This is a genomic window from Streptomyces sp. NPDC042102 (assembly GCF_055582305.1).
In genome coordinates, this window is record NZ_JBVJDL010000002.1 from 604300 (window position 1) to 622440 (window position 18141).

General features: G+C 73.3%; 19 protein-coding genes. 13 read left to right on the top strand and 6 right to left on the bottom strand.

The features are described 5' to 3' along the window. Window positions 1-65 precede the first annotated feature (65 nt). From ACZ6KO_RS10760 to ACZ6KO_RS10770, 3 genes are all read left to right on the top strand, one after another. On the top strand, window positions 66-743 hold the full coding sequence (locus ACZ6KO_RS10760; RefSeq protein WP_469302791.1) for a TetR/AcrR family transcriptional regulator: 678 nt from the start codon (window positions 66-68) through the stop codon (window positions 741-743). A gap of 178 nt (window positions 744-921) precedes the next feature. Next, window positions 922-2058 carry an alpha/beta hydrolase gene (locus tag ACZ6KO_RS10765; protein WP_469303857.1) on the top strand — a complete coding sequence of 379 codons (1137 nt, stop codon included), beginning with the start codon at window positions 922-924 and terminating at the stop codon, window positions 2056-2058. Next, a complete protein-coding gene (locus ACZ6KO_RS10770) occupies window positions 2051-2911 on the top strand; it encodes a DUF4429 domain-containing protein (RefSeq protein WP_469302794.1) in 861 nt (286 codons plus the stop codon). Before ACZ6KO_RS10765 ends, ACZ6KO_RS10770 begins: the two co-directional genes overlap by 8 nt. 304 nt (window positions 2912-3215) lie before the next feature. Here ACZ6KO_RS10770 and ACZ6KO_RS10775 read toward each other — a convergent pair whose 3' ends face one another. Further along, window positions 3216-4232, bottom strand: a complete 1017-nt coding sequence (locus tag ACZ6KO_RS10775; RefSeq protein WP_469302796.1) for an aldo/keto reductase — start codon at window positions 4230-4232, stop codon at window positions 3216-3218. Next, entirely contained in the window at window positions 4229-4612 is a 384-nt protein-coding gene (locus ACZ6KO_RS10780) for a MerR family transcriptional regulator (protein ID WP_469302799.1), read from the bottom strand. Before ACZ6KO_RS10780 ends, ACZ6KO_RS10775 begins: the two co-directional genes overlap by 4 nt. Before the next feature lie 52 nt (window positions 4613-4664). Between ACZ6KO_RS10780 and ACZ6KO_RS10785 the strand changes: the two genes are divergently transcribed. Beyond that, complete coding sequence (locus ACZ6KO_RS10785; RefSeq protein WP_469302801.1) at window positions 4665-5483, top strand: serine hydrolase domain-containing protein; 819 nt, start codon at window positions 4665-4667, stop codon at window positions 5481-5483. Window positions 5484-5498: 15 nt separating this feature from the next. Here the strand turns inward: ACZ6KO_RS10785 and ACZ6KO_RS10790 are convergent, their stop codons facing one another. Next, a complete protein-coding gene (locus ACZ6KO_RS10790; RefSeq protein WP_469302803.1) occupies window positions 5499-6155 on the bottom strand; it encodes a pirin family protein in 657 nt (218 codons plus the stop codon). A gap of 58 nt (window positions 6156-6213) precedes the next feature. On the opposite strand from ACZ6KO_RS10790, the gene ACZ6KO_RS10795 reads away from it, so the two are divergent. From ACZ6KO_RS10795 to fabF, 5 genes are all read left to right on the top strand, one after another. After that, window positions 6214-7422, top strand: a complete 1209-nt coding sequence (locus tag ACZ6KO_RS10795) for a PucR family transcriptional regulator (RefSeq protein WP_469302805.1) — start codon at window positions 6214-6216, stop codon at window positions 7420-7422. A gap of 89 nt (window positions 7423-7511) precedes the next feature. After that, window positions 7512-8423: an ACP S-malonyltransferase gene (locus tag ACZ6KO_RS10800; RefSeq protein WP_469302807.1), complete on the top strand. Its 912-nt coding sequence runs from the start codon at window positions 7512-7514 to the stop codon at window positions 8421-8423. Window positions 8424-8442: 19 nt separating this feature from the next. Next, a complete protein-coding gene (locus ACZ6KO_RS10805) occupies window positions 8443-9447 on the top strand; it encodes a beta-ketoacyl-ACP synthase 3 (protein ID WP_469302809.1) in 1005 nt (334 codons plus the stop codon). 67 nt (window positions 9448-9514) lie between these two features. Next, entirely contained in the window at window positions 9515-9763 is a 249-nt protein-coding gene (locus tag ACZ6KO_RS10810) for an acyl carrier protein (protein WP_401448806.1), read from the top strand. Window positions 9764-9841: 78 nt separating this feature from the next. Next, window positions 9842-11107 (top strand): beta-ketoacyl-ACP synthase II, encoded by a 1266-nt coding sequence (gene fabF / locus ACZ6KO_RS10815; protein WP_469302813.1) that lies wholly within the window; start codon window positions 9842-9844, stop codon window positions 11105-11107. A gap of 96 nt (window positions 11108-11203) precedes the next feature. On the opposite strand, the gene ACZ6KO_RS10820 is transcribed toward fabF, so the two are convergent. Beyond that, complete coding sequence (locus ACZ6KO_RS10820) at window positions 11204-11698, bottom strand: DUF3145 domain-containing protein (RefSeq protein WP_401448800.1); 495 nt, start codon at window positions 11696-11698, stop codon at window positions 11204-11206. Window positions 11699-11950: 252 nt separating this feature from the next. Between ACZ6KO_RS10820 and ACZ6KO_RS10825 the strand changes: the two genes are divergently transcribed. Continuing rightward, the gene (locus ACZ6KO_RS10825; protein ID WP_469302815.1) at window positions 11951-12886 is read left to right on the top strand and encodes an SGNH/GDSL hydrolase family protein; all 936 of its coding nucleotides are present in this window, start codon (window positions 11951-11953) and stop codon (window positions 12884-12886) included. A 79-nt stretch (window positions 12887-12965) separates the two neighbouring features. Here the strand turns inward: ACZ6KO_RS10825 and ACZ6KO_RS10830 are convergent, their stop codons facing one another. After that, complete coding sequence (locus ACZ6KO_RS10830) at window positions 12966-15416, bottom strand: beta-glucosidase (RefSeq protein WP_469302818.1); 2451 nt, start codon at window positions 15414-15416, stop codon at window positions 12966-12968. Window positions 15417-15618: 202 nt separating this feature from the next. Here ACZ6KO_RS10830 and ACZ6KO_RS10835 point away from each other — a divergent pair, with 202 nt between their 5' ends. The 3 genes from ACZ6KO_RS10835 to ACZ6KO_RS10845 all read left to right on the top strand — a co-directional run bounded on the left by ACZ6KO_RS10835 (window position 15619) and on the right by ACZ6KO_RS10845 (window position 17776). Beyond that, window positions 15619-16194: a TetR/AcrR family transcriptional regulator gene (locus ACZ6KO_RS10835; RefSeq protein WP_469302820.1), complete on the top strand. Its 576-nt coding sequence runs from the start codon at window positions 15619-15621 to the stop codon at window positions 16192-16194. A 147-nt stretch (window positions 16195-16341) separates the two neighbouring features. Next, window positions 16342-17028: a dioxygenase family protein gene (locus ACZ6KO_RS10840; RefSeq protein WP_469302822.1), complete on the top strand. Its 687-nt coding sequence runs from the start codon at window positions 16342-16344 to the stop codon at window positions 17026-17028. A gap of 31 nt (window positions 17029-17059) precedes the next feature. Then, window positions 17060-17776, top strand: a complete 717-nt coding sequence (locus ACZ6KO_RS10845; RefSeq protein WP_469302824.1) for a carbon-nitrogen hydrolase family protein — start codon at window positions 17060-17062, stop codon at window positions 17774-17776. On the opposite strand, the gene ACZ6KO_RS10850 is transcribed toward ACZ6KO_RS10845, so the two are convergent. Further along, complete coding sequence (locus ACZ6KO_RS10850; RefSeq protein WP_469302827.1) at window positions 17773-18132, bottom strand: winged helix-turn-helix transcriptional regulator; 360 nt, start codon at window positions 18130-18132, stop codon at window positions 17773-17775. The two genes, ACZ6KO_RS10845 and ACZ6KO_RS10850, sit on opposite strands and share 4 nt — an antisense overlap. Window positions 18133-18141 lie beyond the last annotated feature (9 nt).

The following is an 18141-nucleotide window of genomic DNA, read 5'->3' on the forward strand; positions in this document are numbered from 1 at the left end:
ACGGCTTAACGGGGCAGCCACTGTCAGGTCGGTCACAGGTACCCTGACCGCTCACTCAGCGTCAGATGCGCACCCGAGAGGACCCGCGGTTGATCACCGACCAGCAGCCCGCGCCGGCGGCCCCGGCGGGCCTGCGCGAACGCAAGAAGCGGCGCACCCGCGACGCACTGCTGCGCGCCGCGCTGCTCCTCTTCGTCGAGCAGGGGTACGAGCGGACGACCGTCGACGAGATCACCGAGGCCGTCGACGTCTCCCAGCGCACCTTCTTCCGCTACTTCGCGAACAAGGAGGAGGTCGCCTTCGCCGTCCAGGACCTCGTCGAGAGCCACTTCGTGGCCGCGCTGCAGGCCCGCCCGGCCACCGAGGGCCCCCTGCGCGCCATGCGCAACGCCGTACTGGAGGCCTGGGACACCATCGGCGAGGCCATCACCGAGGCCGTCCCCGTCGACCTCTACATGCGCACCTACCGGCTGATCGAGTCCACCCCGGCCCTGCTCGCCGTGCACCTGCGCCGCTCCACCGAGCTGGAGGAGCGGATCGCGGCGCTGATCGCCGAGCGCGAGGGCCTCGACGTCGACACCGACCCGCGCCCGAGGGTCGCCGTCGCCGCCTTCTCGGGTGTGATGCGTGTCACCGGACGGCTGTGGGGACAGGGCGACGACACCAGCGTCGAGGCGATCCGCCGCATGACGGAGAGTTACCTCGACCAGATCAGCCCGGCTCTGGCCGCCGACTGGCGCTGACAGGGCGTCCGCTCCGGGGGTGACCCGGTCGGCGGTGACCCCGGTCACCCGGCGCACCACGGCCGCCGGAGCTCTCTTACGCTGTTTCCCAGTGAACGTGCCCGGCCCCGCCCTCCCCACCGCTCCCCCCTCGCCCACCACGCTGCGCGCCTACCTCGCGCTCGTCGTGGTGTTCGTCATGCTCGCCACCACCGGCTGGACCGCGGTGCACCGGCCCGACGAAGAGGTCTCCCCGCGCGTCCCCGCGCTCGCCGCGTGGGCCGCCGACCGCCCGGGCGGCCGGCCGCTGCCGCCCGCCGACTCCCCCGTACGGACCGTCGCGCGCTTCTTCGCCGGCCTCGGCGGGGCGGAGCAGGCGTACCTGGCCGACACCCACCCGCTGGTGGTCGGCAACCTCGACGGGGCCCCCGCGCAGCTGCGCTACCGGGCCAACCGGCGCGCCCTGGCGCAGGCCGAGCGCGTGGCCGCCCTGCGCTCCGAGGACGTACGGCTGGCTCCCGCCGACCGCACCGAGGCCGGCCGGCTCTCGAACCGCCTGGCCTCGCTCGCCGAACCCGGCCGGCAGATCCTCGCCTTCGACCCGACCGGCAGCGGCCGCGCCGCCGAGGTCTTCGGCGACCTCGACCGCGCGCGGCGGGTCTCGGTCATCGTCCCCGGCGTCGACACCGACCTGCTGACCTTCGAGCGGACCCAGCGCCACTACAGCGCGCCGGTGGGGATGGCCGAGTCGCTGTACGCCGCCGAGCGCGCGCAGGACCCGCGGACACCGACCGCGGTGATCGCGTGGGCCGACTACACCACCCCGGCCGGAGTGGGCATGGACGCGGCCACCGGCCGGATGGCGATGGACGGGTCCGTCCGCCTGGAGTCGCTGGCGGCGGCGCTGCCGGGCGATGCCACGGTGGCCCTGTTCTGCCACAGCTACGGCTCGGTGGTGTGCGGCGTGGCCGCGCGCCGGCTGCCGGACCGGGTGACCGACATCGTCGTGGCCGGCAGCCCCGGCATGCGCGCGCCGAACGTGACCGGCCTGGGCACGGCGGCGCGGGTGTGGGCGACGCGGGCCGAGGACGACTGGATCGAGGACGTTCCGCACCTGGAGGTCGGCGGCGTCGGCCACGGGGCGGACCCCGTCTCGCAGGCCTTCGGGTCGCGCCGGCTGTCGGCCGCCGGGGCGAAGAACCACACCGGCTATTTCGAGCCAGGGACCCAGTCGGTGGACAACTTCGCCAAAATCGGAACCGGTTCGTACGGTTCGGTGGTGTGCGCGGGCGGGGACGACTCGTGCCGGCTCCCTTACGATGGCCCGCATGGGTGACGTACTGGCCGGAAATCATGCCGTCTGGGAGTTCGACTCGGACTCGGTGCTCATCCGCTTCGAACGGGGCATACGTACGCCGCGGCTGTGGTCCGCGCTGGGGCAGCGCCGCATCCCGTACGAGGCGTTGGCCGGGCTGAGCGTGACCGCGGGGAAGCGGGACACGGTGGTGCTGCGCGCCGAGCCGAGGCCGGGGGCGGACCCGCTGGCGGAGGTGGCCGCGGGGCAGCTGAGGGATGTGTGCGATCCGTACCGCCTGGTGCTGCCGGGTGAGCGGGCGGCGCGGGCGCAGTCGCTGGCCGAGGCGCTGGAGGCGCGGCTGACGGACGAGCCCGCGGAGCGCTTCCTGGTCGAGGTGCCGCAGCCGCCGCTGCAGCTGAAGGCGTACGACGCGCGCGCCACGTTCGAGGCGGGGGCGGTGACCTTCCGCTGGTCGCGGACCGGGGCGTCGAGCACCAAGTGGAAGTCGGGCGACCGCACTTATCCGCTGGCGGAGATCTCGGACGTGGAGTGGCACTCGCCGGAGGGGCCGGGGGGCCACCTGCGGCTGGTGCTGCGGGACGGGGGCGGAGCGGAGCGGGGCGCGGCGCCGGTGCCCGTGCCGGTGCCGGCGGACCAGGATCCGGCGGCCGTGGTGTTCGGGATGGGCAACGGGGCGGTGCACGAGTCGCTGCCGTTCGCGGCGGCGGTCCTGGCGGCGATCCGCCGCCGCACCCCGGTGGCGGCGGGACCCGTGCCGGGGCGCGAGGACACCTCGGACCGCCTGCGGCACCTGGCGGAGCTGCACGGCGCGGGCCTGCTGACGGACGCCGAGTACACCACCCTCCGCGACCGCTTCACGGCCGACGCCTGACGCCCCCACCCCGGGGGCTCCGCCCCCGCGCCCCCGCGCCTCAAACGCCGGCGGGGCTGGATCAGGTGCCCGGCGGCGCTGAACGGGTGCCCGGCGGGCCGGTTCCGGGGGCTCCGCCCCCGGGCCCCCGCGCCTCAAACGCCGGCGAGGCTGGATCAGGTGCCCGGCGGGGCATGGAAAGCCCGCGCGGCGTTTGAGCGCACGGGCGCGAAGCGCACGTACGGGGAGAGCCCCCGGGCACCCGTCCAGCGCCGCCGGGCGCCACCCCAGCCTCGCCGGCGTTTGAGGCGCGGGGCCCCGCAGGTCAGGGCTCGCGGGGGACCGAGGTGAAGGTCATGTCGGGGTAGCGGTCGCCCGCGACGCGGGAGGCCAGCGGTTCCAGCAGGGCCAGTTCGGCCGGGGTCAGCCGGATCGCGGCGGCCGCCGCGTTCTCCGCCAGCCGTGACCGCCGCCGCGTCCCCGGGATCGGCACCACCGTCAGCCCGTGCACCGACGCCCGCCCGTGCACCCACGCCAGCGCGATCTGCGCCGCCGTCGCCCCGTGCGCCGCCGCGACCTCGCGGACCGGGGCCAGCAGCTCCGCGTTGGCCCTCGCGTTGTCCCCGGTGAACCGCGGCTGGTAGCGGCGGTAGTCCTCGGCCGACAGCTCCGCGCCGGCGTCCGCGAACGCCCCCGTCAGGAAGCCCCGCCCGAGCGGCGAGTACGGCACGAAGGCCACCCCCAGCTCCGCCGCCGCGCCCACCGCGCTGCGCTCCACGTCCCGGCTGAACAGCGACCACTCCGACTGCAGCGCCGCGATCGGGTGCACCGCGTACGCCTCGCGCAGCTCCGCGCCGGTGACCTCGCTCAGCCCCAGGTGACGGACCTTGCCCTCCGCCACCAGCTCCGCCATCGCGCCGACCGACTCGGCCAGCGGCACCCGCGGGTCCCGCCGGTGCATGTAGTAGAGGTCGATGACGTCCACGCCCAGCCGTTTCAGGCTGGCCTCCACCGCCTGCCGGACGTACGCCCGGTCGTTGCGGGTCCCGCGGTAGTGCGGGTCGTCGTTGCGCTCGATGCCGAACTTCGTGGCCAGCGTGACCTCGTCCCGGTGCGCCGCCAGGAACGGCGCCAGGAACTCCTCGTTGCGCCCGCGCCCGTAGACGTCCGCCGTGTCGAACAGCCTGACGCCCGCCTCCAGCGCCGCCTCCAGCGTGTCCCGCGCCGCCGCCTCGTCGGTGGCGCCGTAGAACTCGCTGATGCCCATGCAGCCCAGGCCCTGGCGGCCCAGCTCCGGCCCCGTTCCCGAAGGGGTTCCCGCAGTGGTTCCCGAAGGGGTCATGATGAGGATGCCTTTCCGCCGTAGATGCCGATCTTGTAGTCCAGTACGGCCAGCGCGTCCGTCAGCTCCGCGATCCGCGCGGCCACCTCGCGCCGCGTCTGCTCCAGCAGCTCCCGCCGCTGGTCGAAGGTCTGCTCACCGGCGCGGACCAGCTCCGCGTACCGGACCATGTCCGCCACCGACATCCCGGTGGCGCGGAGCTTGCCCACGAAGGCCAGCCAGTCGAGGTCCTTGTCGGTGAACCGCCGCTGCCCGGAGTGCGACCGGTCCACGTGGGGCATCAGGCCGATCCGCTCGTACCAGCGCAAGGTGTGCTGGGTCAGACCGGTCCGGGCCTCGACCTCACTGATCGTGTACCGCGTCGTCCGCGTCAGGCTCATGACCCACACGCTAAAACCCTGGAGTGCACTCCAAGCAAGTAGGCTCAGCGGCATGGAGAGCCTGCGGATCATCGAGAACTGGCCGGTGCCGAACGCGGCGGCCGCCGTCGTCCGGGCGGACGGCACCGTCACCGGAGCGCACGGTCCGGTCGCCCACCGCTTCCCGCTCGCCTCCGTCACCAAGCCGCTCGCCGCCTACGCCGCCCTCGTCGCGTACGAGGAAGGCGCGATCGAGCTCGACGAGCCGGCCGGCCCCGAGGGTTCCACGGTCCGTCACCTGCTCGCGCACACCAGCGGCCTGGCCTTCGACGAGCACCGCCAGATGGCTCCGGCCGGGCAGCGCCGGCTGTACTCCAACGCCGGGTTCGAGGTGCTGGGCGACCACATCACCAAGGCCACCGGCATCCCGTTCGCCGAGTACCTGTACCAGGCGGTCTGCGAGCCGCTGGGGATGACCGCGACCACCCTGGAGGGGTCGCCCGCCAAGGACGGCGTCTCCACCGTCGCCGACCTGGTGCGCTTCGCCGCCGAGCTGCAGGCCCCCCGGCTGCTGGACGTCCGTACCGTCGCCGCCGCCACGTCCGTGGTCCACCCGGGCCTGAAGGGCGTCCTGCCGGGGTACGGGCACCAGTCCCCCAACGACTGGGGCCTGGGCTTCGAGATCCGCGACGGCAAGTCCCCGCACTGGACCGGCGCCGGATCCTCACCCCGCGCCTTCGGCCACTTCGGCCAGTCCGGCACCTTCCTGTGGGTGGACCCGGACGCCCGCGCCGCCTGCGTGGCGCTGACCGACCGCGCCTTCGGCCCGTGGGCCGTCGAGGCCTGGCCCCCGTTCACCGACGCGGTCCTCGCCGAACTCGCCGCCCGCTAGGCGACCACCGCAGGCCTACACCTCCAGTTCCCAGAGCAGCAGCTCGCCCGGGGATCCCGCCACGATCTCCAGACCGCTCTCGCCGGTGATCCGCGCCGCGTCCCCGGGCCCGAGCTCCTCGCCGTCCAGGCGCAGGTCCCCCCGCACCACGTGCAGGTAGACCCGCGGCGCGTCCGGTACGGCGACCCGCTCGCCCGCGCCCGGACGGCGCACGTGCAGCACCGCGCCCGCCGCCGGGACCGGGTACGACGTGCCGTCGGCGACGCCCGGCACCGCCGTGTACGCGGGCTCGCCGCCCGGCAGCAGCGGCGCCAGCCACATCTGCAGGAAGCGCAGCCGCACGGTGGCGTCGTTGCGCTCCACGTGCCGCGCCCCGGCCCCGCTGCTGAAGTGCTGGAGCTCCCCGGCACGCACCACGCTCGCGTGCCCGGTGGTGTCCTTGTGCGTGAGTTCGCCCTCCACCACCCAGGTGACGATCTCGGTGTGGCTGTGCGCGTGCTCCTCGAAACCGGCCCCCGGCTCCAGGACCTCCTCGTTGCAGGCCAGCACGGGCCCGAAGCGCACGTTGTCGGGGTCGTAGAAGTTCCCGAAGGAGAACGCGTGGCGGGTCGTGATCCCGGCCGTCGCGTCCCCGCCCGGATAGCGGTCGGCGCCTCGGCGTACATCAATCATGGGGGTCACGGTAGACCCGGGACTCGGCCCGGGCGTCCGGATAAGGCAGTCTTGTCCCGTGCCCGAACCCGAACGTGAGCTTTCCCCGGCGCATCACGCGCAACCCGCCCATCCGCATACCGCGACGCTGCGCCGCCTGGAGAAATCCTCCGGACGGCTCGCCGCGAACGCGATCGCCCGCATGGACGAGACGCTGCCGTGGTACCGGGCGATGCCCCCGGAGAACCGGTCCTGGATCGGCCTGGTCGCCCAGGCCGGTATCGCCGCGTTCACCGAGTGGTTCCGGCACCCCGAGACCCCGCAGGCGATCTCGACCGACGTGTTCGGCACCGCCCCGCGCGAGCTGACGCGGGCGATCACGCTGCGCCAGACCGTCGAGATGGTCCGTACGACCATCGAGGTCATGGAGGCGGCCATCGAGGAGGTGGCCGCGCCCGGCGACGAGTCGATCCTGCGCGAGGCCCTGCTCGTCTACGCCCGGGAGATCGCCTTCGCCACGGCGCAGGTGTACGCGCAGGCCGCCGAGGCACGCGGCGCGTGGGACGCCCGCCTGGAGTCGCTGGTCGTCAACGCGGTGCTGTCCGGGGAGGCCGACGAGGGCGCGCTGTCCCGGGCGGCGGCGCTCGGCTGGAACTCGCCCGACCACGTGTGCGTGGTGCTGGGCACCGCCCCGGACGGGGACAGCGAGCTGACGGTCGAGGCGATCCGGCGGGCCGCCCGGCACCACAAGCTCCAGGTCCTGACCGGGGTGCTCGGCGACCGCCTCGTCGTGATCGCGGGTGGCAGCGACAATCCGCTCCAGGTCGCGAAGTCCCTGATCGGGCCGTTCGCCGCAGGTCCGGTGGTGGCCGGTCCGGTGGTGCCGGACCTGATGGCGGCGACCCGGTCCGCGCAGGCCGCGGCGGCCGGCCTGAAGGCCTGCTCGGCGTGGCAGGACGCGCCGCGGCCGGTACTGGCGGATGATCTCCTGCCGGAGCGCGCCATCGCCTCCGACCCTTCGGCACGCGAACAGCTGGTGGAGGAGATCTACAGACCGCTGGAGGAGGCGGGTTCCGCTCTGCTGGAGACGCTGAGCGTGTATCTCGAACAGGCGAGCAGTCTCGAAGGCGCAGCTCGGATGCTGTTCGTGCACCCGAACACGGTGCGCTACCGGCTCCGACGTGTGACCGACGTCACCGGCTGGTCACCCTCTGATGTCCGTTCCGCATTCACCTTGCGGATCGCGCTCATTCTCGGGCGTCTGGCCGACGGCGATCAGCAGTCCTAGACTTTTGTCGGACATCAACAATTACCCCGACGGTTCTTCGTCCCTGTCCCCACGGGCGGCGTGGACCGAACACAAGAGAGAGTGTGAGGGTGCTCGTACTCGTCGCTCCCGGCCAAGGCGCTCAGACGCCCGGCTTCCTGACCCCCTGGCTCGACCTCCCCGGCGCCGCCGACCGCGTCGCCGCGTGGTCGGACGCCATCGAGCTCGACCTTGCCCACTACGGCACGAAGGCCGACGCGGACGAGATCCGCGACACGGCCGTCGCCCAGCCGCTGCTGGTAGCCGCCGGCCTGCTGTCGGCCTCCGCCCTGCAGACGGGCTTCGGCGCGGTCGCCGGCCACAGCGTCGGTGAGATCACCGCCGCCGCGTACGCCGGTGTGCTCTCCGAGAAGGACGCGCTCTCCCTCGTCCGCCGCCGAGGGCTCGCCATGGCCGAGGCGGCCGCCGTCACCGAGACCGGCATGTCCGCGGTCCTCGGCGGTGACCAGGACGTGGTCGTCGCGCACCTGGAGAAGCTGGGGCTGACCCCGGCCAACATCAACGGGGCGGGCCAGATCGTGGCCGCCGGCACCATGGAGCAGCTGGCTGCCCTGGAGGCCGAGAAGCCCGAAGGTTCCATGAAGGTCGTTTCCCTCAAGGTCGCGGGCGCCTTCCACACCCACCACATGGCCCCGGCGGTCGCCACGCTGGAGGAGGCCGCGAGCGCCCTCGCCGTGGCCGACCCCGCGCTGGCGTACGTCTCCAACAAGGACGGTCAGGTCGTCACCTCGGGCGCCGATGTCGTCGCCCGCCTGGTCGGCCAGGTCGCCAACCCGGTCCGCTGGGACCTGTGCATGGAGACCTTCCGTGAGCTGGGCGTCACGGGGATCGTCGAGCTGTGCCCCGGCGGCACGCTGACGGGCCTGGCCAAGCGTGCCCTCAAGGGCGTGCCGTCGGTGGCCCTGAAGACCCCGGACGATCTCGAGAAGGCCGCGGCGCTCATCGCCGAGCACGCGGGCTGAGAGAAGGAGCCCACACAGCATGTCGAAGATCAAGCCTGCCAAGGGCTCCCCGTACGCGCGCATCCTCGGCGTCGGCGGCTACCGCCCGACGCGTGTCGTACCCAACGAGGTCATCCTCGAGACGATCGACTCGTCCGACGAGTGGATCCGGTCCCGCTCCGGCATCGCCACCCGCCACTGGGCCTCCCCGGAGGAGACGGTGGCCGCGATGTCGGTGGAGGCCTCGGGCAAGGCCCTGGCGGACGCCGGGATCTCCCCCGAGCAGATCGGTGCCGTGATCGTCTCGACGGTCTCGCACTTCAAGCAGACCCCGGCCGTCGCGACCGAGATCGCCGACCGGATCGGCGCGGGCAAGCCCGCCGCGTTCGACATCTCCGCGGGCTGCGCCGGCTTCGGCTACGGCCTGACGCTGGCCAAGGGCCTGGTCGTCGAGGGTTCCGCGCCGTACGTGCTGGTCATCGGCGTGGAGCGGCTCTCGGACCTGACCGACCTGGAGGACCGCGCGACGGCCTTCCTGTTCGGCGACGGCGCCGGCGCCGTGGTCGTCGGGCCCTCGGACGAGCCGGCCATCGGCCCCACGGTGTGGGGTTCGGAGGGCGACAAGTCGGAGACCATCAAGCAGACCGTGCCGTGGGACCAGTACCTCGGCAAGGACGGCGGCGAGAAGTTTCCGGCCATCACGCAGGAGGGCCAGGCGGTGTTCCGCTGGGCCGTCTTCGAGATGGCCAAGGTGGCCCAGCAGGCGCTCGACGCGGCCGGGATCACCGCGGACGACCTGGACGTCTTCATTCCGCACCAGGCCAACATGCGGATCATCGACTCGATGGTGAAGACTCTGAAGCTGCCGGAGCACGTCACGGTCGCCCGGGACGTGGAGACCACCGGCAACACCTCGGCCGCCTCGATCCCGCTCGCGATGGAGCGGCTCCTGGCGACCGGAGCGGCGAAGAGCGGCGACACGGCGCTCGTCATCGGCTTCGGGGCGGGACTCGTCTACGCCGCGACGGTCGTTACCCTCCCCTAGGGCCCGGGATCCACATCCCTTCCCTGAACCACCCTGATCCACCAGATAGCTATCGAAGGAGCGCCACATGGCCGCCACCCTGGAAGAGATCGTCGAAGGTCTCGCGGAGATCGTGAACGAGATCGCCGGCATCCCGACCGAGGACGTCGAGCTCGACAAGTCCTTCACCGACGACCTGGACGTCGACTCCCTGTCCATGGTCGAGGTCGTCGTCGCAGCCGAAGAGCGCTTCGACGTCAAGATCCCGGACGAGGACGTCAAGAACCTCAAGACCGTTGGCGACGCCGCCAACTACATCCTGAAGCACCAGGCCTGAGTCTGACGAGCGTTTGTCGCCACCCGGCGGTGGCGCCGTGACAATTTCGCACCCTCTATTTGTGGAGAAAGAATTCCTGTGAGCCCGACCAATCGCACCGTGGTCGTCACCGGTATCGGCGCAACCACTCCGCTGGGTGGCGACAGCGCTTCGACCTGGGAAGGTCTGCTCGCCGGTCGTTCCGGAGTGAAGCCCCTGGAAGGTGAGCGCTTCGCCGAGCTGCCGGTCCGTATCGCCGCCCCCGCGGCGGTCGACCCGGCCGAGGTCCTGCCCCGGCCGCTGGCCCGCCGTCTGGACCGCTCGGCGCAGTTCGCGCTGATCGCGGCCCGTGAGGCGTGGGCCGACGCCGGCTACACCGCTCCGGCGGGCGAGGACAGCTCCATCGCCCCGGAGCGTCTGGGCACCGTGATCGCCTCCGGTATCGGTGGTGTCACCACGCTGCTCGACCAGTACGACGTACTGAAGGAAAAGGGTGTGCGCCGGGTCTCCCCGCACACCGTCCCCATGCTCATGCCCAACGGCCCCTCGGCCAACGTCGGCCTGGAGGTGAACGCCCAGGCGGGCGTGCACACCCCGGTCAGCGCCTGTGCGTCGGGCGCCGAGGCCATCGGCTACGCCGTCGAGATGATCCGTACCGGCCGCGCCGACGTGGTCGTCGCGGGCGGCACCGAGGCGGCGATCCACCCGCTGCCGATCGCCGCGTTCGCCAACATGATGGCGATGTCCAAGAACAACGACGAGCCCGAGAAGGCCTCGCGCCCCTACGACAAGGGCCGCGACGGCTTCGTGCTCGGCGAGGGCGCGGGCGTCGTGGTCCTGGAGTCCGCCGAGCACGCCGCCGCGCGGGGCGCCCGGGTCTACTGCGAGGTGCTGGGCCAGGGCCTGTCAGCCGACTCCCACCACATCGCGCAGCCCGAGCCGACCGGTCGCGGTGTCGCGGCCGCGGTGCAGAACCTGCTGGACAACACGGGTCTGAAGCCGGCCGAGGTGGTCCACCTCAACGCGCACGCGACCTCGACCCCGCAGGGTGACACCGCCGAGCTGAAGGCGCTGCGCAAGGTCCTGGGCGACGACCTCGACCACGTGGCGATCTCCGCCACCAAGTCGATGACCGGTCACCTGCTGGGCGGCGCGGGCGGTATCGAGACCGTCGCGACCGTGCTGGCGCTCTACCACCGGACGGCCCCGCCGACCATCAACGTGGACGAGCTGGACGACGAGATCGAAGCCGACATCGTGCGCGGCGAGCCGCGTGCGCTGCCCGCCGAGGGCACGATCGCCGCGATCAACAACTCGTTCGGTTTCGGCGGCCACAACGTGACGCTGGCGTTCCGCAGCGTCTGATCCGTAGCTGCGACGAGGCCCACCCGGCGCGTCCGGGTGGGCCTCGTCGTACGTGTACGTGTACGTGTACGGGTGCGGCGGTGCGTACGGCCGCGCTCAGACGACCTGGTGGAGCCAGCGCACGGGCGCGCCCTCGCCGGCGTAGCGGAAGGGTTCCAGCTCGTCGTCCCAGGGCTTGCCGAGCAGCTTGGCGATCTCCGCCTCCAGGTCGGTCTCGCCGCGCGCGGACCGGGCCAGCGCCGCGCGCAGCCGGTCCTCGGGGACCAGGATGTCGCCGTGCATTCCGGTGACGGCGTGGAAGATGCCGAGTTCGGGGGTGGAGCTGTAGCGCTCCCCCTCGGCGGTGGGGCAGGGCTCGGCGGTGACCTCGAAGCGCAGCAGGTGCCAGCCGCGCAGGGCGGAGGCCAGCTTGGAGGCGGTGCCCGCCTCGGCCTGCCAGGAGAACTCCGCTCTCCAGGTGCCCGGGGAGGCGGGCTGCCTGATCCAGTCGAGGTTCACCCGCACCCCGAGCACGCCCGCGACCGCCCACTCCACATGCGGGCAGAGCGCGCGCGGTGCGGAGTGCACGTACAGAACTCCACGTGTCGTCACCGGGACCTCCAGTGTGGGGACGAGGTCGGGAATGAAACTCCTGAAAACGGACACTATGTGACGTGATGTAATTTACCGGAAAAGATCGGACATTGCGCCACGGGACCTGCGGCCGAAACGCCACGGGAAAAAGCTACCGTGCGCCAGGGGTCCGGGTGTGACGTACGGTCGCTCCCAGGCCCGTAAACACAGAGCTTTCACTCAGCAGGACGCCCCCCGCGGGCGGCGGGCGACAAGGGAGGGATCCACACCATGCGCACCACCGGTCCGCGCCGTCGTGCGCCGCGCGCCCTCGCGGGCGCGGGCACGGCGGCAGTTGTGCTGGTCGGGGCGTTGAGCGGCTGCTCCGCGGAGGATTCCGGGCCCGGCGGGGAGCGCGGGTCGCAGGCCGCGGCGCGCCTGGTGCCGCGCTGGAACACCGCGCCGTCCTCCATCGCCGCTGTGGGTGACTCCATCACCCGTGGTTTCGATGCCTGTTCGGTTCTGGCCGACTGCCCCGAGGCGTCCTGGGCCACCGGGAACGACCCCGAGGTGCAGTCGCTGGCGAGCCGGCTGCTCGGCGCGGCGCAGGCCCCGGCCGCCAGCTGGAACTACGCGGTCACGGGGGCGCGGATGGCGGATCTGCCCGGACAGCTGACCGCGGCGGCGCAGCACCGTCCCGACCTGGTCACGGTGATGGTGGGCTCGAACGACGCCTGCCGGCCCACCGCTTCGTCGATGACGCCGGTGGCGGACTTCAGGACCGGGTTCGAGCAGGCGATGGCCGGGCTGCGGACGGCCTCGCCCAAGTCCCAGGTGTACGTCTCCAGCGTGCCCGACCTGCAGCGACTGTGGGCGCAGGGCAAGGACAGCCCGGTCGGGCGGCAGATCTGGAAGCTGGGCATCTGTCAGTCGATGCTGGCGGACGCCGAGTCGGTCTCCGCGGGGGCCACGGCGCGGCGCGAGCAGGTCCGGGCGCGCGTGGTGGCGTACAACGAGGTGCTGCGCGAGGTGTGCGCGAAGGACAGGCTGTGCCGCTACGACGGGGGCGCGGTCTTCCAGTACCCCTTCACGACCGAGCAGTTGAGCCGGTGGGACTGGTTCCACCCGGGCAAGAACGGACAGGCGCGGCTCGCGGAGCTGGCGCACCGCCAGGTGACGTCGGCGACCCCGCCGCCGCAGCCGGCCGGCCCGGAGCGCGGGCGGTAGGGGTGGCCGGGGGCCTGGGGACCGGGGGCGGCCGTCAGGAGCCGCCCCCGGTCCGGTTCATGGGTGATTTTCGGCCATCTCAGACGGCGAGGGTCTCCGTGAGCCGCGTGTCGGCGTACGAACGGCTCGCGCGGACCTCGTAGGCACCGCCGATCCGCCGCCAGCCGTACGCCTCCTCGTCCCAGATCTCGAACGCACGGGCGGGCAGGGGGATCTCCGCCTCGACGCTCTCGCCGGGGCCCGCCTCGACGGAGGCGAAGCCGGCCAGCCAGGCGGCGGGGCGCTCCACGGAGTCCTCGACGGGGGCCAGGTAGACCTGGACGGTCTCGCGGCCCGGGCGGGTCCCGGTGTTGCGGACGCGGACCCGCGCGGTGCCGTCGCTCACCTCCAGCGACTCGTACGCCCAGTCGGTGTAGCCGAGGCCGTGCCCGAAGGGGAAGGCGGGCGTGATGCCGTGCTTCTCGTAGGCCCGGTAGCCGATGAAGACGCCCTCGCCGTACTCCAGACGGCCGCTGGTGGGAACGGCCTCGGTGACCGGCGCGTCCGCGAAGGCGGCGGGCCAGGTGGTGGGCAGCCGCCCGCCGGGCTCGGCGGCGCCCAGCAGGACGTCGGCCAGCGCCGCCCCGCCCTCCTGCCCGGGGAACCAGGTGAGCAGGACCGCGGCCACCTCCTCGCGCCACGGCAGCTCCACCGGGGAGCCGGCGTTGACGACGACCACGGTGTTCGGGTTGACGGCGGCGACGGCCCGGACGAGGTCGTCCTGGCGGCCGGGCAGGCGCAGGTCCGTGCGGTCGAAGCCCTCGGACTCCACGCGCTCGGTGGTGGCGACGACCACGACGGCGGTGCCGGCGCCGCGGGCGGCCGCCACGGCCTCGGCGATGAGCGCGTCGGGGTCGCGCCGCGGGCCGAGGTGGAGCAGCGAGAACATGACCGCCTTCAGCGGCATGGCGGCCATGTCGGGCACCTGGTAGGTCAGGGACACCTCGACCGGCTCGTCCGCCGTGAGGCCGACCCGGCCGCGCTCGCTGGGGGCGCCGAAGAAGGCCTCGAAGGGGTCGGCCTCGTCGCCCATCTCCTGGACGCCCTCCCAGACCCGCGCGCCGCCGACGGTGAGGGTGAAGGCGCCCAGGCCGCGGGTGCCGAAGACGTGCTCGCCGCTCTCGCGCGGGGTGAAGGTGCCGGTGACCTCGATGGACGCCATGGTCTCGTAGGTGGCGCCGGCGGGCAGGTCGTCGCCGATCCACTGGACCTGGCCCGACGGCAGGCTGCCCTCGCCGAGGACGGTGCCGGAGGCGTCGCGGCAGACCGCGCGCAGCTCGAAGCCCTTGTCGGCGGTGCCGGGTTCCTCGCTGGGGTCGGCGCCGACGGCGTAGGTCAGGGCGCCCTCGGGCAGGGCCGCGGCGAGGCCGTCGTACGGGGAGACCACCCGCTCGGGGAAGACGGTGGCGGAGCCGCCGCCGAGGATGCGGGCGTCGCGGGCGGCGGCGCCGATCAGGGCGACCGTACGGCAGGCGGAGGCGTCCAGCGGGAGGGCGTCGTCGGTGTTGCGGACCAGGACGAAGCCGCGGGCGGCGATCTCGCGGGCCAGCGCCTGGCCGTCGAGGGCGGCCGGGATCCCGGTGACGGCGGCGGGGGCACCTTCGAGGACGCCGACGCGGGCGGCCAGGCGCAGCACGTTGCGCACGGCGTCGTCGACGAGGGACTCGGCGACCTCGCCGGCGCGGACGGCCTCGGCGAGCGCGTCGCCGTAGACGGTCTGCGGGCCGGGCATGGCGACGTCGAGGCCGCCCTCGATGTCGCCGGTGGTGGAGCGGGCGGCCATCCAGTCGGAGACGTTGTAGCCGTCGAAGCCCCACTCGCCGCGCAGGACCTCGTTCACGAGGTAGCGGTGCTCGGTCATCGTGGTGCCGTTGATCCGGTTGTACGCCGTCATGATGCCCCAGGGGTGGGCGTTCGCGACGATGGCCTCGAAGGGCGCCAGGTACAGCTCGCGCAGCGGACGCGGGGCGATGACGTTGTCGACGGTGAAGCGCTCGGTCTCGGCGTCGTTGCCCACGAAGTGCTTGACGGTGGTGCCGACGCCGCCGTCCTGGACGCCCTGGACGTAGCCGGTGCCGACCTGCCCGGTGAGGAAGGGGTCCTCGGAGTAGCACTCGAAGTGGCGGCCGCCCAGCGGGGTGCGGTGCAGGTTGACGGTGGGGGCGAGCAGGACGTGGACGCCCTTGCGGCGGGCCTCCTGGGCGAGCAGCCGGCCGGCCCGGCGGGCGAGCGCGGGGTCCCAGGCGGCGGCGAGCGCGGTCGGGGAGGGCAGTGCGACGGACGGGTCGTCGGCGGTCCAGCGGACGCCGCGGACGCCGATGGGGCCGTCGGACATCACGAGGGACTCCAGGCCGATCTCGGGGACCGCCGGAAGGCTCCACATGTCCTGCCCGGCGAGCAGCCGGGTCTTGGTGTCCAGGTCGAGCTTGCCGAGCGCGGCTTCCACCACGTGCTCACGGACCTGATCGGGGTTGAGGGCGTCGCCGGTCACGGCCTGCCTCCTCGTCGAGTGCGGTGCGGGGTGCCCCCATGGTGAACCTCCTACCTGTAGATCGGTAGGGTTCGTAATATTTTCGTGATCTAATAATGGCGTACGGTCCTGCTGGCGGGGACAGGCCGCAGAGTGTGGCCCGCGTGCGGACCGGGACGGACCGAGACTGACCGGCGGACGAACGGGAAGGGGTGCCGGGGCGATGGCCAGGGCCAAGAGCGAGGAGCGGCGCGGGGAGATCCTGCGGGCCGCGGTCGAGGTGATCGCCGAGCGCGGTTACCGGGGCGCCTCCCTGGGCGCGGTCGCCGAGCGGGTGGGCCTGACCCAGCAGGGCCTGCTGCACTACTTCCCGACCAAGGAGGCGCTCCTGGTCGCGGTCCTGGAGGAACGCGACCGCTGGGACACCGGGGGCGGCCCGCGCACCTCGGCCGAGCAGTGGCGCCTGGACCTGCTGGCGTCGCTGGTGGACTACAACGCGATGCGCCCGGGGATCGTGCAGACCTTCTCGGCGCTGCTGGGCGAGAGCGTGACGGACGGTCATCCGGCCCGGGAGTTCTTCACGGAGCGGTACGCGCAGGTGCGCGCCGAGATGGCGACGGTACTGCGGGCCGAGTTCGGCGACCGGCTGCCGTCGGGGCTCACCCCGGAGGCGGCGGCTCCGCTGCTGGTGGCGGTGATGGACGGGCTGCAGTACCAGTGGCTGCTCGCGCCGGAGTCGGTGGACATGCCGGGCGCCTTCCGCGCGTTCCTGACGCTGCTGCGGGGACCCGCGCACTGAGCAGCGGCGGGCGTGGGCCCGTCCCGGTGACGGCGGCGGCGGGTCCCGTGTCGGTCGCGGGCCGGGGCGGCGAGGTGCGGCACGGTGGGCGCGGTGGGCGGCCCCGCCGCGCGTGAGGGCCCCGGGCGCGACGCGTGAGAGGTTCGCATGACGGACAACGACACCTCCCGGACCAGCCGGCGGGCGGTCCTGCTGGCCGCCGGATCGGCCGGCATCGCCGCGCTGGGCACGGCGTGCGGCAGCGGCCGTACGGAGGTCCGCGGGGCCGCCGGGCAGCAGACGCCGGGCGGCAGCACCCCGGGCTGCGTCCTGACGACACAGGCGAGCGAGGGCCCGTACTACCTCGACCTGAAGCGGAACCGCTCCGACATCACCGAGGGGCAGGGCGGGGTGCCGCTGCGGCTGGACCTGACGGTGGTCCGCGTCTCGGCGGGCTGCCGGCCGCTGGCGGACGCGGCGATCGACGTGTGGCACGCCGACGCGGCCGGCGACTATTCGACGGGCAAGAGCACCTACCTGCGCGGCACCCAGGTCACCGACCGGACGGGCCGGTGCGTGTTCCGCACGATCGTGCCCGGCTGGTACGCGGGGCTGGCGCCGCACATCCACTTCAAGGTGCGCCCCGACCGGCGCTCGACGGTGACCTCGCAGTTCTTCTTCCCCGAGGACCTGCTGCTGGGGGTGTACGCGCGCGACCCGTACGCCCGCCGCAAGGCCCCGCTGCACCCCAACGAGCGCGACGACCGGTACCGCGCCAGCGGCCGCTCCATGACGCTGGCCCTCGCCCCGGACGGCTCCGGCTACCGCGCGGCGTACACCGTGGGCATCGCGTAGGGGGTGTGCGGCGGGCTGGCATCCTGACCGTATGAAGATCGCCGCGGCCCAGCTGACCTGCACACCCGCCGACGTCCCCGGCAACGCCGCCCGGGCCGCCGCCCTGGCCGGGCGGGCCCGTGACCTGGGGGCGGAGCTGGTGGTCTTCCCCGAACTGGTCCTCACCGGCTACGAACCGGAGGCGATCGCCGCCGACCCCGGCCTGTGGGTGGACGCCGAGGATCCGCGGCTGGACCCGGTCCGCTCGGCCGGCATCGCAAGCGTGGTCAACTGCGCCCTGCGCACGGACGGTCCGCGCCCGGCCATCGCCTCCCTGGTCTTCGACGCGCGGGGCCGGCTGTTGACGACGTACCTCAAGCAGCACCTCTACCAGCAGGAACAGGACGTCTTCGGGGCGGGCGGGAGCGACGGGCGCTGCGAACTCGGCGGGCTGCGGCTGTCCTTGGCCATCTGCTACGACAACCACTTCCCCGACCTCGCCGCGCGCGGGGCGGCCGACGGCTGCCGCGTCCAGGTGGCCAGCTCCCTGTACGGGACGGGCGACGGCGTCCGGGAGCGGGCCACGGTCCACCCGGCCATCGCCAGAGACCACGGCCTGTACGTCGTCCTCGCCAACCACGTCGGCCCGGCCGGCGCCTGGACGGGCTGCGGCGGATCCGCGATCTGGTCCCCCGGCGGCACCCTCCTGGCGGAGGCGGACGACCGCACCCCGTCGGTGGTGGTGGCCGAGGTCGGCTCCGCCGGCTAACGGGTGTGCGGCGGATTCCCCTGGGACGGGCCGGCGATGTAGTGCCGGCCCCAGGCGCCGAGGGGGGCCAGGGCCTCGTTCAGTTCGTCGCCGAGCGGGGTCAGGGAGTACTCGACGCGGGGCGGGACCTCGTCGAAGACCTCGCGGTGGAGGATGCCGTCGGCCTCCAGTTCGCGCAGCTGCGCGGAGAGGACCTTCTCCGTGACGCCGGGGATCAGGCGGCGCAGTTCGCCGAAGCGGCACCGGCTCCGCTCGGTCAGGGCCCACAGGATGAGCACCTTCCACTTGCCGTTGATCACGCCCATGGCCGCGTCGATCCCGCAGTGGCCCGACCCGGGCCTGCTGGTCGCCGACATCCGTACCCC

Bases quoted from the DNA above. Each gene is read 5' to 3' on its own strand.
- ACZ6KO_RS10840 (WP_469302822.1), top strand. From the start codon at position 16,342: ATGACGGACAACGACACCTCCCGGACCAGCCGGCGGGCGGTCCTGCTG.
- ACZ6KO_RS10805 (WP_469302809.1), top strand. From the start codon at position 8,443: ATGTCGAAGATCAAGCCTGCCAAGGGCTCCCCGTACGCGCGCATCCTC.
- ACZ6KO_RS10810 (WP_401448806.1), top strand. From the start codon at position 9,515: ATGGCCGCCACCCTGGAAGAGATCGTCGAAGGTCTCGCGGAGATCGTG.
- ACZ6KO_RS10825 (WP_469302815.1), top strand. From the start codon at position 11,951: ATGCGCACCACCGGTCCGCGCCGTCGTGCGCCGCGCGCCCTCGCGGGC.
- ACZ6KO_RS10835 (WP_469302820.1), top strand. From the start codon at position 15,619: ATGGCCAGGGCCAAGAGCGAGGAGCGGCGCGGGGAGATCCTGCGGGCC.
- ACZ6KO_RS10770 (WP_469302794.1), top strand. From the start codon at position 2,051: ATGGGTGACGTACTGGCCGGAAATCATGCCGTCTGGGAGTTCGACTCG.
- ACZ6KO_RS10845 (WP_469302824.1), top strand. From the start codon at position 17,060: ATGAAGATCGCCGCGGCCCAGCTGACCTGCACACCCGCCGACGTCCCC.
- ACZ6KO_RS10850 (WP_469302827.1), bottom strand. From the start codon at position 18,132: ATGTCGGCGACCAGCAGGCCCGGGTCGGGCCACTGCGGGATCGACGCG.
- ACZ6KO_RS10790 (WP_469302803.1), bottom strand. From the start codon at position 6,155: ATGATTGATGTACGCCGAGGCGCCGACCGCTATCCGGGCGGGGACGCG.
- ACZ6KO_RS10765 (WP_469303857.1), top strand. From the start codon at position 922: ATGCTCGCCACCACCGGCTGGACCGCGGTGCACCGGCCCGACGAAGAG.
- ACZ6KO_RS10785 (WP_469302801.1), top strand. From the start codon at position 4,665: ATGGAGAGCCTGCGGATCATCGAGAACTGGCCGGTGCCGAACGCGGCG.
- ACZ6KO_RS10760 (WP_469302791.1), top strand. From the start codon at position 66: ATGCGCACCCGAGAGGACCCGCGGTTGATCACCGACCAGCAGCCCGCG.
- ACZ6KO_RS10780 (WP_469302799.1), bottom strand. From the start codon at position 4,612: ATGAGCCTGACGCGGACGACGCGGTACACGATCAGTGAGGTCGAGGCC.
- ACZ6KO_RS10775 (WP_469302796.1), bottom strand. From the start codon at position 4,232: ATGACCCCTTCGGGAACCACTGCGGGAACCCCTTCGGGAACGGGGCCG.